Here is a 15,852-nt window from a genome sequence, read left to right on the forward strand (position 1 = left end):
GGAATGCCCGGCTTCGGGAACCGCACGGATCAGCGATGGACAACAAGGTATTGGTCAGAAGGAACAAGGATGAAGACAGTCAGCTATCAGCAAACCCAAATTGCTCCGGGTAAAATTGTATGTATTGGTCGCAACTATGTGGCCCATGTTCATGAGTTAGGGAATGAAATGCCGGACGAGATGGTGATTTTTAATAAGCCCAACTCGGCGATTTCCGAGACGCTGTCTGCGACACATGGCGGCGCAACCCTACATTATGAAGGCGAGATTGCCTACCTCTACCAGCAAGGGCGCTTTGCCGCAGCGGCGTTTGGCCTCGACCTGACCAAGCGGGAGGTTCAGAGTGTACTGAAAGCCAAGTCACTTCCCTGGGAGCGCAGTAAAGCGTTTGACGGCGCAGCCGTGTTCAGTGAATTTGTCCCGTTACCCGAAAGCGATGGCTTGCTGGGCTTAACGCTGGAGATTGATGGTGAACAGGTACAACAGGGGGATACCTCCCTGATGATGTATAAGCCGGATCAGATTCTGGCCGAAATCCAGAGCTTCATGCAGCTGGATGATGGCGACATCGTGATGACCGGTACACCAGCAGGAGTCGGCGAGGTTCGCCCGGGTGCTGTCTTTACCGGCGCGCTGGTGCTCGATGGCCAAACGTTGGTGCGTCATCTATGGGAAGCGCAACCCTGAGCGGAGCGATCTTGGTGCGTGTTGGCTTGAATCAGCCTGGGAAATCAGTGATTCTGTGCAGGCTAGCGAGGAGAGCACCATGTTTCAAAAAGAACATCTAATCAAACTAGCCAATGTCAGAATGCCGTTTGGCAAATACAGTGGCCGGGTGTTGATTGATTTGCCGGAAGAGTACCTGTTGTGGTTCCAGAAAAAAGGCTTTCCGGAAGGCGAGTTAGGCATGCTGATGGCGTTAGCCCTGGAGTTTAAGATCGAAGGGCTCGAATCGGTTATCCGACCGCTTAAGCGGGAAGATTAATCCGGCATCATGAGAAACGGGGAAGCCTTGGCTTCCCCGTTTTGTTTGCTCTCGATTGGCTTCGGCAAGTCGCCTTATTTGCTCAGGTAGGCATAGCCTGTCGTGAATGCGGCTTCCTGGAACTGACGCAGGTCGGTGGCACGGAAGTCAATGGCCAGTGGGTTACGTTTCAGATTTTGTTTGATTTCATTGCTGGTGATGAAATCCACCTCAATGCCATCAATCAACTGAATCGCAGCTTCCAGTTTGAAGCCCACCGCACTTCCGGCAAACTTACCACGGGTTTCACGTGTACGGATGACGACATGGGAAACCTGGTAGTCTTCCAGCAGCTTCTTGAATGCGAACTGGAAGTCTTTCATCTGCATGTTGTCGAGCGAATCTTGCATGATGAATTTTTGCGTCCGGCACTCAGGCAAGTCAAACATGCCATTTGATTTTGACAGCAGACAAATGACAGCTTCATTGCTTCTCAGCTCAACAGCACAAATTTTCATATCAACACCTAAATATCTTGTTAGCGGCGTATTGTAGGCGATACGCGGGCTGGTGTCAGTCTTTTGTCATGCTTTGTCAGTCTGCGCTCGTCCAAGTGCAACGTGTTTGTTCGTTTTTCAGGGGATCGCGAAAAATGCAAGAGTTAGAGTGTTGTTTTTCAAGGATAGTTCTACAGTTATAGATAAGAAGGATAGAAACGTTCGAAGGAGTACACTTATGCATCTGAAATTACCGCCCCCCCTACTGATGTTGATTGCTCTGGGGACGATGTATTGGTTGTCTGAACATATGCCGTTGTGGCGATTTTCATTTTGGGGGCAGTCGGCCGTGACTCTCCTGCTGTGCCTGGGCGGGACCACGGTTGGCCTGGCTGGTGTGGTGTCATTCGCCAAAGCCCGGACGACGGTGGATCCTCATCGGCCGAAAAAAACGTCCACCCTGGTCACCGGTGGGATTTATCGTTTCTCGCGCAATCCGATGTATCTGGGGTTGCTCCTGTTATTGATTGCCGCTTTCTTTTACTTCTCAGCCCTGTCCGGGGTGATCATCATTCCTTTGTTTGTTCTGTATATGAATAACTTCCAGATTGGACCGGAGGAAGGGGTACTTGAGCATTTGTTCGGCGATGAATACCGGCGTTATTGTCAGCAGGTGCGACGCTGGTGTTAATGTAGACGCTGACGTTGACGCAAATTCCGCCCCTACGGACTCAGTTCATGTGTTGTTTATTTCACCCGCCGTTTTGCTTGTCACTGACAAGCGGTTAACACGCAATTGTGGTAAAACGTGCGCCGGGCGTGATGGCTGTCATCCGGCGGATCTGATCCAGCCGAATGGACATTCGTTGTGTCGGTGAAATTTCGAGCAACAGCCATTCCGATTTATCCGGAGTGATTTGAGTATCGAGACACCGTCCCTCAATGATGTCCGAATCGGCTAGCTCCAATCTGACCTGATAATGGAACAGGCAGGCCATTTCAAAATAATCGTACAGGCTGCAATCAATCGGTTGGTAAGGGTGCGTCATCTGTCTCTCTTCCTGAATGTAGAGTCATTTCATCATCGTTGATTTGCCCCGCTCTGGCCAGTATTAACCGGCCAGGGTCTGGGGCTGGAGATACTGTTGCCAAGCCGCCTGATATAACTGACCGGAGGTTTGGCGCAGCCGGGCAATGTTCGCCTGTTCCAGCTCCGTTAACGGGCGATCTGCTTTGAGCCCCCGTCGTTCGATCTCCTGGATCTGCTCGTATAGCTGGTGTTCCGGGCCGCTTTTGACCTCAGCGATTGCAGCGAGGTGGAGCTGCACCTCAGCAATGAGCTGGCTTTGCGGCAGGCGAACCAGCACGTTGAGGTCACGGTAGCCGGATGGTGCGGGATGTTTAAAGCGGTTTTTGACCGAAACAATCGTCAGTTCCTGACCGAGCAGCGCATAAGCATGGACGAGATCCGGGACATTGGCAGCAATGAGTGAGCCACGTGCCAGATCCGTGATCCGGCTGCTGTCGCCTTTTAAGTCTGTCGCGATTTTAGCTTGGGCCCGGTGGGCCGATTTGAGATTTCCCATCAGGGGCTCAGTGGCAGACTGCCCGCCGATGCGGCTCAGGACGGTATCGAGCTCTTGCTGCGCAGCACGGGCTGCGTGATAGAGCGGTGGAAAGGTTTGATAGGGTTGTCGGATCTCGGCAGATTTCCAGCTGTCGATGCTGTAAAGGCCACTCAGGCTTTGCTGGAAAACCTGTTTGTTGAACACACTCCGATCGGCGGCCGTTTCCAGCTCCGGCTCTGCAAAGCGCTGCTGCGCTGCGACCAGCGTATTGGGGCTGAGTAAACACAGCAGAAGAAAACCGGTACGAAACAAGGTTCTGGCATCCATAAAAACAACTCCATTGGCTGACGTTTCAGCAGGTACGTAAAAATGAGCGGTTGAATCCCGGCGGATTCAAAAAGTGTCGTTTGGCGTACCGAATTGTTTGGGTGCGTTCCCGGTTAAACTGTTATTTGATGTCTACTCAATATGTATTGAGCATAGCAAGTGAAACTGAACGGCAGATGAACGTTGTCGGGATAAGCAGGCAGTTCAGCCCACAGGGAAAGACGTGGGCTGAGGGTTCGGGTTAAGCGGCGGAGCGCTCGGGTTGCAGGTATTGATGCCATGCGGTTTGGTACAGGGTTTGTGCCTGACGGCGTAAATCCGTCAGTTGCCGACGCTCCAGTGGTGTTAAGGCGCGCTGGGCTTGCTCGGCTTGACGTTCAATCCCCTGAATGGTTTCGTAAATGCCGTGCTCAGGACCGTTTTTGATGGCTGAAATCGCTTCGAGGTGGAGCTGAACTTCAGCGATGAGCTGTGATTCAGGCAGCCGAATCAGCAATTTTAAATCGCGGTACCCCGAGGACGCCGGTTGTTTGAAGCGGTTTTTCACTTCCACAATCTCAGCTTCCTGATTGAATAGCTCGAACGTTTGAACAATGCTGCCGATGTCACGGGCGACAACGGAGCCGCGTGCCAGGTCGGTCAGTTGATCAGGCTGGCCGTTGAGTTCCGTGTCAATTTTATATCGGGCCCGTTCAATCGATTTCATGCCGGGGATCACGGGTCGGGTTTGCGTTGTCAGGCTGACGCGGTGGATTAAGGCTTCCAGCTCCTGCTGGGCTTGCGCCGCTGCGGTGTAAAGGCTGTTGAAGTCACGGTGGGGCTGGGCGAGGGTTGGAGCTCGGTAACTGGGAATGGCATACAGGCCGCTGAGTGAGCGCTGAAAACAGGCTTTTGATCCTCGGGTTGGAGAGGGGTGTTCAATGTCCGGGCTATGGTAGTCGGGCAGGGTCGCGGAAGCGATGGGGCTGCGGCCTAGGACAAACATAAGAACAACGCATGTTCTGATGATGGATTTTGCAACCATTGATGCTCCTTTTATTACCACCAGGGTCAAGTGGTTCAGACGGTGAATTCCGTGTCGCAAATTTCTTCACGTGGATCACGATGTTCCGTCGGAACACCTGTCTGCACGCTTAAGATATCGGTCCGGTAAGCTGCTTTTCAAGACCTGAACTGAACAATCCGTCACCACTCAGTCTCAGGATGTGAACGGTATCTCAGATTACGGGTGAGAAGGGCTTCGTCTCAGCGCTGTTATGAAGAGCTACAAAATGGCGGCATCTAGCGATGAGTCAATGCGCCGTTGAGTGTGGGCATGACATGGGATGGGATGGCTTTCTGGCAGTTTCTGACAGGAGAATGCTACACTGGCGCCGTTTGAAGCTTTGATGTGGATTGAAATTGTGCAACAGGAATTAATGGTTACATTCGCTTTGATTTGGCTCGGACTGTCCGTCGGCAGTTTTATGCTGTTCCAACGAGGGGACGACGCTGCTCGAAAGCGTCGGTTGTGGCCCGCATACACCATTTTCAGTAACCTGGTGATCGGTGGGCTTCTGATTTATTTGCAGCCGCCGACACCGATGCTGGTTGGGTTGCTGGCCTTTATGGTGCCTTTAACCTGGCTGACGATTCGCGCAACAAAATTCTGCAACAGTTGCGCCAGGGCAACCCGAACACCATTCTTCTTGAAACCGGCGTCAAAATGCTCACACTGTCAGCATCCATTCTGATCGTTTGAACGGATGGCTTGCCAGCCAGATGAGCGCAAGGATTCGCAGTGGTATTGGCGAGGTGGCCTCGCCAATATGAGTTTGCCAATGCGTCCCCTGCCGATGAAACTTAGCCTTTGGTCGCTAAGGCTTCCCCGGTAAAATTAATCCCCTGCCAACCGTACTTCATAAAGTTACGAATATTCATGTGATCCTGCCCCTCCGGGTTTTGCAGGACATCCTGGCGATAAAACTGACCGAAACAGGCCAGCGTTTCGGCCTCAGACAGTTGATGCAAATAGGCAAAAGCAAAAATACGACAGGAACCTTCGTTACTGCCGGCAGGGTTGACCAGCGTTTCTTTGCCCAGCCCGTTACTGAAGGTGGTCGGGGTGTAATGGTAGTGGGTGTTGATGGTCTGAATGACCTGCTCAAAACCCACTTGCTCAGGGCTATGCTTGAGATAATGTATTAGCACTTCCATGGCATGCTCTCTCCGTTGCTCGTGAGGTGATAGACTCAAACAACCTCAAGGTGCGGTGTCCAGCAAGAATTGTTTGGTCTCAGTCGTGGCGACGATCACCACGATACTGCCTTTCTGTCGTAAACCGTGTCTATCGTAAACCGCGTCCCAGGCCATCGATGGCAAGGAAGACCGATGGCGTGAAATCAATCGGCGGTCAAAAGGGCGGAAACCGCCCTTGAACCGGACTGTCGTCGTGCGAGGATTCCGGTGTTACCGCTGACCCTGCTTGCGGGCTTGTTGCTTTAATTCAAAATCCAGCTCATCCGGGTAGACAACCAGCCCGTCTTCTTCCTGATTCGGGAAAATTACAATGGCCAGCTCATCGTCTTCCAGGCCAACAGTCCAGCGACTGTGCCATTTATTCAGGGATATGGCTTCGGCTTTACAATTTTCCCACTCACCGGTCGCCCAGGCTTCAGCAAACTCCTGATGCGGCCAAACCGGAACACAGTCTTCGTCTTCGGTGTTTAACATGACACAGCCATGCTCATCGGTAAGGATCCAGATTTGTCGATTCGCCACGACTTCTTTGACCAGGTATTTGTAGCGTTGCTCGGCATCAAACGCCTGGATTTCTGCGATCCGGGAAGCATCAAGTGGGTTGGACATGTCTTCATTCCTGTTACTGCTATTGTAAGCGCTATAGCATAGAGGAAAATTAGACTTTAGTCATTGAAAGGTAGCCCCCGGCAGGGGGCCGGGGGAACTCGGACTATTTGAGGGTATAAGGCACGCGGACCGACAGTTGAAAGTCAGGGGCATCAGCGGTCAGGCCTGCGGTGGCACCGATATTGATGGTGGTGTCCCGATCGACGGCATAGTTTGCCCCGAAAGACAGGGAATCCAGTTGCAACAGCTTGGCATCGGTGGCCGTGGAGCCGTTCACTTTCGATTTGAGAATGGTTTTATGACTCAGGCCGATGCTGAATGAGAATTTAGGATTCACAGCAAACCCCATCCCGGCGCTGAAACCTATGGTGTCTCCCAAATCGATGGTGTCGACCCGGATATCCCGCGCGTTTTCGCCATCTTCATCGGCCACGGTGATATCAACTTCCACATCATCTTTAATATTCCAGATATAACTGAAGTTCATGAAGATAACAGCCGGATCAATCGGCATGATCATCGAGATCCCCGGTTCAATACTCGGGAAACCTGAGCCGGTTGGCAGCTCTTCAAAGTCATTGAGGTTGTTGACCGGTACATCATAGGGGGATTTCCCTGTGGTACTTTTAAAGCGCAGACTCCCAATCCAGTATGGCGCTTCACGCATGTTGATTTGATATTTGAAAGCTGCCTCGATATCCCCCAGATCACTGCCGTCGACGGTGCGTAAGGCCGCTTGGTTCGATCCGCTGTTCAAATCACGTTCGGAGATGGAATCGGAGCGGTAGACCCAGGGGATCCGGGCTTCGACTTCCAGTCGGTTGGTGATGCCGTAACGTCCAGACAGGCCCAGAGTCAGGGTGGTCCTGTCAATGTCACTGGCACGGATCAAACCAATGATCAGAGAGGGGAGGACGGTGTACCCGACAACAGATACTGAATTAGATGAGTTCTGGGTATAAGACAAAGAAGTGTCCAAGACGAAGGAGCCTTTGGGCGTGAGGACTCCCGGTTGCTCCAAGATGTCAGCGACAGTTTGGACCCGTTTTGGCTTCTCATTATTTTTAGGTGCGGTCGACTCTTCTGCTGCAACTGAAACAGAGAAGAAAGCAAGCAGCACGATCAGACTTTTTAACTTAAAAATACTCACAATTCCCTCACTTACTTAACAGAGGCAGACCCCAAAATAGTATAGATAAAGTGATGTAACCTGATGATTCAACAGCACTGATAAACTCAGGCATTCTCTGACATACAGTATGATTTTACTGCCGGGACAGGGGTGACTTATTAATAAGAAAATCCTAGCTTATCTGAGAAAATCAAGTTAGCTGAGAATCTAAAATTTTTGTCTTGCGAATGAGAGCATCATGCTTTTTTATGACAGTCATAATTTTTGAGAAATTGTCTTAGAAATAAAAATATATCATTGTGTCAGAGACATTTATCGCGACCTGAGCGTTAGAATGTAAAGTGATTGATGAGGGCAATTTTATACGCAAATAGCAATGGATTTATTAAAAATAATACAAAAGTGCGAGTGGCCAAAACTATGATTAAGTTATCTCGCGGATCAACGCGAGTGATTATAAAAAAGAACAACTCAACATATTTGGAGTAGGATCATGCGTAAAACACATATCGCACTATTGGTAGCAGTTGTTACTTCACCGCTTGCTCTGGCGAATGACCCATATGGTTATGACTATGACCCATATGCAAGCTCTGGCAGTTCAAGCTACGGTTATAATGACTATGATTCTAGCGACAAAACTATCACAGATTCATTCAATAAAGACATTGATAAAACATTAACGGTTTCACATGAAAAAAATGTCACTGTTAAAGACAGTTATAACAGCGATGACGACACCATGAGCTTATATGATGTCAATAACAAAGATATCTATGAGTATACAGACAATAGTAAATGGGATATGAGTAAGCACATCAAAATTGATATTGATGAGAAATACTACATGGCTACTTCCTATATGGACGGCTCTGTAACATACAGTGAAGTAACCTATGGTGGTGCTTGTTGTGATAGAGGGGACTGGGGTCACTATGGTAATGATGATGCCGTCTCTTCACTGCGTGTTACACACAGCAACTCAATGCAAGATGCTTACACCGGCGCGTCAGGAATCAACATTGCAGGCCAGAATGCAGGGAACAACTCTTTGGTTCAGCAAAGTGCCAGCACCAATGCAATGTTAACCAGTCAATAACACATAGCTGAGGGCTGAATTTCAGCCCTCAGGAGGAAGTCATGAAATATTTAACGCTGATAGCATTGGCTTTCATCTCGTGTGGGGCAATTGCAGATGAGTTGGATATTCTAGCAAATTCTGATTCTTTGAGTGAAGACGTAATGACCATGTCTCGTGGTGGTCAGTACGAATTACAAATTGATAATATTCACGCAAGTTCAGATATGTATGGCGATGTTGCAGGTAATGGGGCATATAATAATGTTACGGGAGATAATATTATTGCTGAAGGCACCTTTAGTGATACTTCCGGTATTATTAGTGTGGTCCAAAACACTGGTAACAATGTGTTAATTCAAAATGCGACCGTGGTTAACCTGACATTGAAGTAAATTGTTAGTCTATCTATGCTGGCATATGAAAATATGTCAGCGACCAAAACCTATTGGGATGTACATTTGGTTTCGCAGGGCTATATAACAATACTTCTGTTGTCGTATGCCAATTTGAATCACATGCGTTGGTTCACGGGCAGCACTATAACAAAGCACGGATATTAAAAATAAAAGCACATATATTTGGAGTAAGATCATGCGTAAATGTAATCTTATGCTAATTGCGGCAATTGTGGCTTCTCCGTTGGCGCTCGCTGATGGATATGATAACAGTTACGATTACGGCTACGGATATGACCATGATGGTGATGTCACCATCGAAGGTAGCGGTAACTTATCCGTTGATAAAAATGTTGAATATACATCGACCAAAAATTTCTACAAAAGTAATGTCGGCAATACCGATGATGATACTTTGTATTTGAAAGATGTGGGTAACTATTACCGAAACACAACGGAAATTAACAAAGAAGTAGATGCTTCTTATCACAAAAAACTCACGAAGGAAGTAGAAAGGTATTTGGCTGAGTCCAAGCTGTACGGGGACGTGATGGCAGCCAATGTGACCTACGGTGGTGCTTGTTGTAAAGGTAGCCCTTCAGAGGTCGTCGTTGACCATGAAAACACCATGTACCGTGCATTCGGCGACTCGTCTGGTATCAGCTTGGCAGGTCAGAACGTGGGTAATAACTCAATGGTTCAACAAACAACCAGCACAAATGCAGCACTGGTTGGCTCAGGTGGGGGCGTAGTGAGTCCGGACAACGGCAACTACTAACCTGGATGAAGGGCCGTTTCGGCCCTTTATTCCCATTAGCAATAAGCCCGGGCTCATGGATCAAGGTCTGGCGGCTTTAAGTTGGTACACAGAGAAATACTTCGGTAGTGATTATGAAAAGAGCAGTTATATTGACGATAGGTCTGTTAGCAAGCAGTAGTCTTTATGCGCTTGATTATTTTCCGAGCCGGGGCGCGTATAATATCAATGTGAAAAGTTATCAGGAGAAATTATTTGGCGATGTTTATCGCCAGCAATATGATTTCAGCTGTGGTTCTGCTGCAGTTGCTTCATTGGTGACTTATCACTATGGCCGGGATACCCAGGAAAATTCTGTTTTTGAATTTATGTTTAAAAATGGCAACAAGGAAAAAATTGAAAAGCAAGGCTTCTCAATGTTGGATATGAAAAACTACCTGGTCTCAATCGGATTGGATGCGAATGGGTATAATCTCCCTTTGGAAAAATTCGGGGAGTTACAAATTCCAGCAATAACGATTGTTAATTTTGATGGCTATATGCACTTTGTTGTGATTAAAGGCATGAACAGTCGTCAGGTTATTCTGGGTGATCCGTCGCGTGGTACCATGGTTATGCCCATTAAAGATTTTAAAAAATATTATAAAGGCGCAGTGCTATTGGTAAAAAGTCACGTAGAACAAGGAAGAGAAAGCTTCATAACGGATGAAAACTATAATATCTATACGCCATCGCCTTCGTCCGAAGCGATCGCGAGAGATTCACTTGCAACCTTTAGTATTACACTACCGGGAGCAAACGATTATTAGAGGCTAGTATGAAAAAGTTAACTCGTATTTTCGTTGCATCAGCAATAGGAGGGGCTGCTGTTGTTGCGCATGCATCCATTAATTTTATGACCGTGGATGATCTGGGGCTGATGTCCCTTAGCGATAACGAGATGGCTTCTATGCGCGGTGGGTTTGTTTCTATTAACGACAGCATTATCAATATCGGCCTATCGATTACAACAGCGATCAATGGTGAAAAGGTGTTGTCGACCCATATTGCCGATTTTACGATTAACAATGGGATGCTGGTCAGCCCAACCGGCGATAAATCGATACCATTGGATAACCCGCTCAGGCATATTCGGGTTGAGAATAATGAAATAAAGTATTCAACCATTGATTCAGACGCATCCGGTTTCGTGATCCAGAACTTCGATGATGGGACCCAAATCAGTACCGAAACCATTATGGATATTGAGGCGGATATGAACGGATACATTAAGCAAACGATTTATGAAAATCGGTTGAATAATGCGTTGCTGTTCAGCGGGCACTGAGGCAGGCTCGATATTAAACTGAACACATAGTTAATTTTTGTTGTTTGATGAGGTACAGTGTACGCGCTGTACCTTTTTTGTTGTTACCAAATAAATTTCATGCATTTCTGTAGAATTTTGTTACTGATTTTATTCTTCTTAACTAATTGATCTGAAAATGTAATGTATCTTTCTCATCATGACTAATCCCTTTTAGAGACTATTCTTACATCTGATACCCTGCAAGTTCGCCGTTTATTGCCTATATTTTTAAGACATCAATAATAATATGTACATTGAAAGAAGGTGACTTCTATGGTGGCTCAATGTCAAAATAAAACAATAAATGGTCGACTGGTTGCAATTGGTTGCAATTATGAACCTTGGATTGCGCTTCTGGAACAATCAGGTTGGAAAACTCATTGTTGTTATGACTTACGGACGGCTGATTCAATCTTGGAAGAGTTCAGTCCTTGTATATGTATTGTAGATTTAAGCAATAATGATTTTAGCTTGAATAGCATTTCTTTAAGGGCAAATAAAACGAAGCAGGTCAAATGGATTGCGATCATTAAAAAAGAACAGTTGAAAACGGATGCCATCTGTCAGTTCATCAATAATTTCTGTGTCGATTACTTTTCGGTGCCGATCCCAGGCAGCCATTTGCTGGATACTGTGGGTCATCAGCTGGGAATGCTCGAGATTGAATCCAGCTCTTGGGTTGAAGTGACCTCACAGCATGACATGGGGTTGTTTGGTGAGTCGAAATCAATCAAGCAGTTACGGGATATGGTGCGTCGTGTCGCGATGACGGAGGTAAACGTATTCCTGACCGGGGAGAACGGAACCGGAAAAGAGCTGATTGCGAAGTCCATTCATAGTTTGTCGAAACGCAGAAATGCCCCCTTCATTACCGTCAATTGTGGCTCACTGACCAAAGAAGATGATAAAGCCTCGTTCCTGGACGGCTCTTATGTTCAGGAAGATGGCTCCCACTTCAATGGCACTATTTTACTGGACAATGTTGAGGAGCTTACAAAAGAGTTACAGGACGAATTGCTGTCCTTCCTCCAGACGCCGGCGGGAGATTCGTTGGAAGATGACTCGTCTGCAGATGTGCGTATCATTGCCTCGTCCGGCGCTGATTTGGAAGCTGCGGTCGCCAATGGCGAGTTCAGCAAAGAGCTGTATTATCGTCTGAATGTTTTTCACATTAAAGTCCCAACTTTGCGGGAACGTGGTTCAGATATATTCTTGCTCGCAGAAACTTTCCTGACCAAGTTTGCCCGTGAGTACAGCACGATGGCGTCAAGTTTTTCCGAGGACTCCAAACAGTTACTACTGCGATATAGTTGGCCGGGAAATGTGCGAGAACTGATCAATCAAGTGAAGCGCGCTGCGTTACTCGCCGAAGGCAACGAAGTTCGGGCGGAGCATTTTGACCTGCCGAGCAAGGCAAATCTCAAGCAGAGTCTGAGAAATATTAAAGATGAAGCTGAAAAAGATGTGCTGGTTGCCGTGCTTGAAACGCACCGGGGGCAGGTCGCATCAGCTGCGAAGGATCTCGGCGTGTCTCGGGCGACGATGTATCGCTTACTGAACAAACATAATATCGTGCCTGATGTCAGGCACTACAATAACGGCTATGTGCGCGAATAGCGCGATAAAAATAGCGCGATAAAAAAAGTCCGGCATGCCGGACTTTTTTTATATCAGAGCTAGCCAAGAATAATGATGTCGTTGGCAAATTCCTCATCCTGCTCTTCGGCAAGATAAATCAAATCGGGTTGCTCAACCATGAGCTCGTCTTCGGTTGGCGCAACAAACGTGTATTGGTTTAAAGCGTCCATAGTTTTCCTGTTGATGTAGCAGCTATTGATACAAGCAGCCTAGCTGCGTGATGTCTTATCTATAGAGCCAACATTAATGAGATGAAATGACAATACAATGAAAGAGAGATCAAGATCTCATGACAGGCTTTCGGTTGGTAGTTCTTTGCTCAATTTCTACCGGCGTCCTTTCGCGAAAAACTCGACGGGCGCCTGACGAAATGTGTTGACATCTGATGCCAACATCAAGCGTTGCAACAATTTTTGGCACCGCGTCAAAATCATCGGCTGTTCTCTGAGCGGCTATTGAAGAACCATGACTCAGATCAAGGTATGTTGTGGCAAGTTATCGCCTAATACCCAACATCTTGTATCTTCTTGTTATCAGAATACTACATTTTGTGTTTTTGGTGACAGTGTCATGTGAGGAACTCCCTGTGAAACCTGTTGTGATTAAGCGTGATGGATGCCGTGTCCCCTTTGATACCAGGCGTATTAAGGAAGCGGTATTAAGCGCTGCTGAGTCGGTCGAAACCATGGATGAATCGTATGCGGCCTCGGTTGCCGACGGCGTGTTGTCTCAGTTCTTGTCCGCAGGTGAGGTCGATATTCATGCCATTCAATCAGCGGTTGAAAATCATTTGATGGCAGGCCCATATAAGGAAGTTGCCCGGGCATATATCGAATACCGTCATGATCGCGATCTGGCCCGGGAAAAGACCAGTCGGCTGAATGCTGAAATCCGTGGCCTGATTGAGCAAAGCAATGCGGCCTTGCTTAATGAAAACGCCAATAAAGACAGCAAAGTGATCCCGACGCAGCGTGATCTGCTGGCCGGTATCGTCGCCAAGCATTATGCCAAGCAGCACATTTTGCCGAGGGATATCGTTCAGGCACACGAGCAGGGGGATATTCACTACCACGATCTGGATTACTCACCTTTCTTCCCAATGTTCAACTGCATGCTCATCGATCTGGATGGCATGCTGACCCATGGTTTTAAAATGGGGAACGCAGAGATTGACACACCTAAGTCGATCTCAACGGCGACCGCAGTCACTGCGCAAATCATCGCTCAGGTTGCCAGCCATATCTATGGCGGCACCACCATCAACCGTATTGATGAAGTGCTCGCACCGTATGTGGCGATCAGCTATCAGAAGCATCTGCAAATTGCCCGAGAGTGGGATATTACCGAGCCGGAAGCATTTGCCCGCGCCCGGACGGAAAAAGAAAGCTTCGACGCATTTCAGTCGCTGGAATACGAGGTCAATACGCTGCATACCGCAAACGGACAGACACCGTTTGTTACTTTCGGCTTCGGTCTCGGCACCTCCTGGGAATCCAGATTGATCCAGCAATCGATCCTGAAAAACCGGATTGCAGGCTTGGGGAAAAACCGGAAGACCGCTGTTTTCCCCAAACTGGTGTTTGCCATCCGTGACGGTCTCAACCACCGCCCGGGCGAGCCAAACTATGATATGAAGCAGCTGGCGCTGGAGTGTGCCTCGAAGCGGATGTACCCGGATATTCTGAACTACGACAAAGTGGTGGAAATCACCGGCTCGTTCAAAACTCCGATGGGGTGTCGCAGCTTCCTGGATGCCTTTGAAGCGCAAGGGGAGCTGGTTCATGAAGGCCGCAACAACCTGGGGGTGGTTAGCCTCAACTTGCCGCGCATTGCGATTCTGGCGGAGGGAGATGAAACGCGCTTCTATCGTTTGCTCGATGAGCGCCTGGCCTTAGCGCGTAGGGCACTGGAAACGCGGATCAGCCGGTTGGAAGGGGTAAAAGCGCGAGTGGCCCCGATCCTCTATATGGAGGGCGCGTGCGGGGTACGGTTGAAACCAGATGATAACGTGGCCGAGATCTTCAAACACGGGCGAGCCTCCATTTCGCTGGGTTATATTGGGCTTCATGAAACCATCAATGCCTTATACGGCACCGACACCCATGTGTATGACAGCGAGCCGCTGCGGGAGAAGGCGTTGGCGATTGTGCGGCACCTGAAAGCCGCGGTCCTGCGCTGGAAAGAAGAAACGGGGTATGGGTTCAGCCTGTACAGTACGCCAAGTGAAAACCTGTGCAGCCGCTTCTGCGCCATTGATGCGAAGACCTTTGGGGTAATTGACGGCGTAACGGATCGGGGGTACTACACCAACAGTTTCCACCTGGATGTCGAAAAGCAGGTCAATCCGTACGACAAAATCGATTTTGAGATGCCTTATCCGGCAATCAGCAGTGGCGGGTTTATCTGCTACGGTGAGTATCCGAACCTTCAGCATAATCTGGAAGCGCTGGAAAATGTTTGGGATTACAGTTACACCCGAGTGCCTTATTACGGCACCAATACGCCAATTGACGAGTGTTATGCCTGCGGCTTTACCGGCGAGTTCGAGTGTACCAGTAAAGGGTTTACCTGTCCGAAATGCGGCAATCATGATCCGGCCAGCGTTTCCGTGACCCGCCGGGTGTGCGGATATCTCGGGAGCCCGGATGCGCGTCCGTTTAATTTCGGCAAACAGGAAGAAGTGAAGCGCCGGGTGAAGCATCTTTAAAGCCTTTCGGCGATAAGATGCTCCGGCGCTGATTGAAACGATCCAGCATGTCTCATCCGGCGGCTCTGTAGTATGGAGTCCGCCGATTCAGGAATGTCATGAACTATCACCAATACTATCCTGTCGATGTCGTGAATGGCCCCGGCACCCGCTGTACCTTGTTTGTTTCCGGTTGTGAGCATCAGTGTCGTGGCTGTTATAACCAAAGTACCTGGCGCCCGGACAGTGGTCATCCGTTTACCGAGGACATGGCAGCGCAGATCATCCGCGACTTGAACGATCCCCGGATCCCGAGACGCGGACTGACACTGTCCGGCGGTGACCCGCTTCACCCGGCGAATGTGGCGGATGTACTGCAGTTGGTCAAACGGGTACGGGAATCGTGTCCGGGTAAAGATATCTGGTTATGGACCGGGTATGTGCTGGCTGAGTTGAACCCGGCTCAGCAGGCGGTCGTTCAATTGATTGATGTGTTGATTGACGGGAAATACATCCAGGCTGAACGTGATCCGTCACTGAACTGGCGGGGGAGCGCCAATCAGGTGATTCATTATTTCGACACGAATGATGTGAAATGTTAATCCACTGTAA

The 15,852-nt window shown here is 48.6% G+C and carries 20 protein-coding genes; 12 read left to right on the forward strand and 8 right to left on the reverse strand.

Annotated elements, in window-relative coordinates; genetic code table 11:
* The first annotated feature begins 69 nt into the window (after positions 1–69).
* Together VV869_RS20670 and VV869_RS20675 are read left to right on the forward strand one after the other, a co-directional pair.
* On the forward strand, positions 70–687 hold the full coding sequence (locus VV869_RS20670) for a fumarylacetoacetate hydrolase family protein (RefSeq protein ID WP_337736829.1): 618 nt from the start codon (positions 70–72) through the stop codon (positions 685–687).
* A 79-nt stretch (positions 688–766) separates the two neighbouring features.
* Positions 767–985 carry a DUF3820 family protein gene (locus VV869_RS20675; protein ID WP_261604399.1) on the forward strand — a complete coding sequence of 73 codons (219 nt, stop codon included), beginning with the start codon at positions 767–769 and terminating at the stop codon, positions 983–985.
* Between the two features lie 74 nt (positions 986–1,059).
* On the opposite strand, the gene VV869_RS20680 is transcribed toward VV869_RS20675, so the two are convergent.
* Positions 1,060–1,482 carry a DUF3010 family protein gene (locus tag VV869_RS20680; RefSeq protein WP_337736830.1) on the reverse strand — a complete coding sequence of 141 codons (423 nt, stop codon included), beginning with the start codon at positions 1,480–1,482 and terminating at the stop codon, positions 1,060–1,062.
* Positions 1,483–1,699: 217 nt separating this feature from the next.
* Here VV869_RS20680 and VV869_RS20685 point away from each other — a divergent pair, with 217 nt between their 5' ends.
* Complete coding sequence (locus VV869_RS20685) at positions 1,700–2,152, forward strand: methyltransferase family protein (protein ID WP_337736831.1); 453 nt, start codon at positions 1,700–1,702, stop codon at positions 2,150–2,152.
* A gap of 94 nt (positions 2,153–2,246) precedes the next feature.
* Here the strand turns inward: VV869_RS20685 and VV869_RS20690 are convergent, their stop codons facing one another.
* The 3 genes from VV869_RS20690 to VV869_RS20700 all read right to left on the reverse strand — a co-directional run bounded on the left by VV869_RS20690 (position 2,247) and on the right by VV869_RS20700 (position 4,341).
* Entirely contained in the window at positions 2,247–2,510 is a 264-nt protein-coding gene (locus VV869_RS20690; protein WP_337736832.1) for a Rho-binding antiterminator, read from the reverse strand.
* A gap of 63 nt (positions 2,511–2,573) precedes the next feature.
* A complete protein-coding gene (locus VV869_RS20695) occupies positions 2,574–3,356 on the reverse strand; it encodes a RelA/SpoT domain-containing protein (protein ID WP_337736833.1) in 783 nt (260 codons plus the stop codon).
* 241 nt (positions 3,357–3,597) lie between these two features.
* A complete protein-coding gene (locus VV869_RS20700; RefSeq protein ID WP_337736834.1) occupies positions 3,598–4,341 on the reverse strand; it encodes a phosphoribosylglycinamide formyltransferase in 744 nt (247 codons plus the stop codon).
* A gap of 403 nt (positions 4,342–4,744) precedes the next feature.
* Here VV869_RS20700 and VV869_RS20705 point away from each other — a divergent pair, with 403 nt between their 5' ends.
* Positions 4,745–5,089 (forward strand): hypothetical protein, encoded by a 345-nt coding sequence (locus VV869_RS20705; RefSeq protein WP_337736835.1) that lies wholly within the window; start codon positions 4,745–4,747, stop codon positions 5,087–5,089.
* 109 nt (positions 5,090–5,198) lie between these two features.
* Here the strand turns inward: VV869_RS20705 and VV869_RS20710 are convergent, their stop codons facing one another.
* The 3 genes from VV869_RS20710 to VV869_RS20720 all read right to left on the reverse strand — a co-directional run bounded on the left by VV869_RS20710 (position 5,199) and on the right by VV869_RS20720 (position 7,347).
* Positions 5,199–5,552, reverse strand: a complete 354-nt coding sequence (locus VV869_RS20710; protein ID WP_337736836.1) for a HopJ type III effector protein — start codon at positions 5,550–5,552, stop codon at positions 5,199–5,201.
* A 252-nt stretch (positions 5,553–5,804) separates the two neighbouring features.
* Complete coding sequence (locus VV869_RS20715) at positions 5,805–6,203, reverse strand: DUF2750 domain-containing protein (protein ID WP_261604392.1); 399 nt, start codon at positions 6,201–6,203, stop codon at positions 5,805–5,807.
* 103 nt (positions 6,204–6,306) lie between these two features.
* Positions 6,307–7,347 (reverse strand): transporter, encoded by a 1,041-nt coding sequence (locus VV869_RS20720; protein ID WP_443147350.1) that lies wholly within the window; start codon positions 7,345–7,347, stop codon positions 6,307–6,309.
* A 481-nt stretch (positions 7,348–7,828) separates the two neighbouring features.
* Between VV869_RS20720 and VV869_RS20725 the strand changes: the two genes are divergently transcribed.
* From VV869_RS20725 to VV869_RS20750, 6 genes are all read left to right on the forward strand, one after another.
* Complete coding sequence (locus VV869_RS20725) at positions 7,829–8,434, forward strand: hypothetical protein (RefSeq protein WP_337736838.1); 606 nt, start codon at positions 7,829–7,831, stop codon at positions 8,432–8,434.
* 41 nt (positions 8,435–8,475) lie between these two features.
* On the forward strand, positions 8,476–8,808 hold the full coding sequence (locus VV869_RS20730) for a carbon storage regulator (protein WP_337736839.1): 333 nt from the start codon (positions 8,476–8,478) through the stop codon (positions 8,806–8,808).
* Positions 8,809–9,007: 199 nt separating this feature from the next.
* Positions 9,008–9,589 (forward strand): hypothetical protein, encoded by a 582-nt coding sequence (locus VV869_RS20735; RefSeq protein WP_337736840.1) that lies wholly within the window; start codon positions 9,008–9,010, stop codon positions 9,587–9,589.
* Between the two features lie 113 nt (positions 9,590–9,702).
* The gene (locus VV869_RS20740; protein WP_337736841.1) at positions 9,703–10,377 is read left to right on the forward strand and encodes a C39 family peptidase; all 675 of its coding nucleotides are present in this window, start codon (positions 9,703–9,705) and stop codon (positions 10,375–10,377) included.
* 8 nt (positions 10,378–10,385) lie between these two features.
* Complete coding sequence (locus VV869_RS20745; protein WP_337736842.1) at positions 10,386–10,895, forward strand: hypothetical protein; 510 nt, start codon at positions 10,386–10,388, stop codon at positions 10,893–10,895.
* A 294-nt stretch (positions 10,896–11,189) separates the two neighbouring features.
* Positions 11,190–12,533, forward strand: a complete 1,344-nt coding sequence (locus tag VV869_RS20750) for a sigma-54-dependent transcriptional regulator (protein ID WP_337736843.1) — start codon at positions 11,190–11,192, stop codon at positions 12,531–12,533.
* 59 nt (positions 12,534–12,592) lie between these two features.
* On the opposite strand, the gene VV869_RS20755 is transcribed toward VV869_RS20750, so the two are convergent.
* Positions 12,593–12,724, reverse strand: a complete 132-nt coding sequence (locus VV869_RS20755) for a hypothetical protein (RefSeq protein ID WP_337736844.1) — start codon at positions 12,722–12,724, stop codon at positions 12,593–12,595.
* Positions 12,725–13,140: 416 nt separating this feature from the next.
* On the opposite strand from VV869_RS20755, the gene nrdD reads away from it, so the two are divergent.
* Positions 13,141–15,261, forward strand: a complete 2,121-nt coding sequence (gene nrdD / locus VV869_RS20760) for an anaerobic ribonucleoside-triphosphate reductase (RefSeq protein ID WP_337736845.1) — start codon at positions 13,141–13,143, stop codon at positions 15,259–15,261.
* Between the two features lie 98 nt (positions 15,262–15,359).
* Positions 15,360–15,842, forward strand: coding sequence for an anaerobic ribonucleoside-triphosphate reductase-activating protein (nrdG, locus tag VV869_RS20765; protein ID WP_337736846.1), 483 nt, complete (start codon positions 15,360–15,362; stop codon positions 15,840–15,842).
* Positions 15,843–15,852: the final 10 nt, after the last annotated feature.

Source organism: Photobacterium sp. MCCC 1A19761, from assembly GCF_037389125.1.
In the GTDB taxonomy this organism is placed as follows: Bacteria; Pseudomonadota; Gammaproteobacteria; order Enterobacterales; family Vibrionaceae; genus Photobacterium.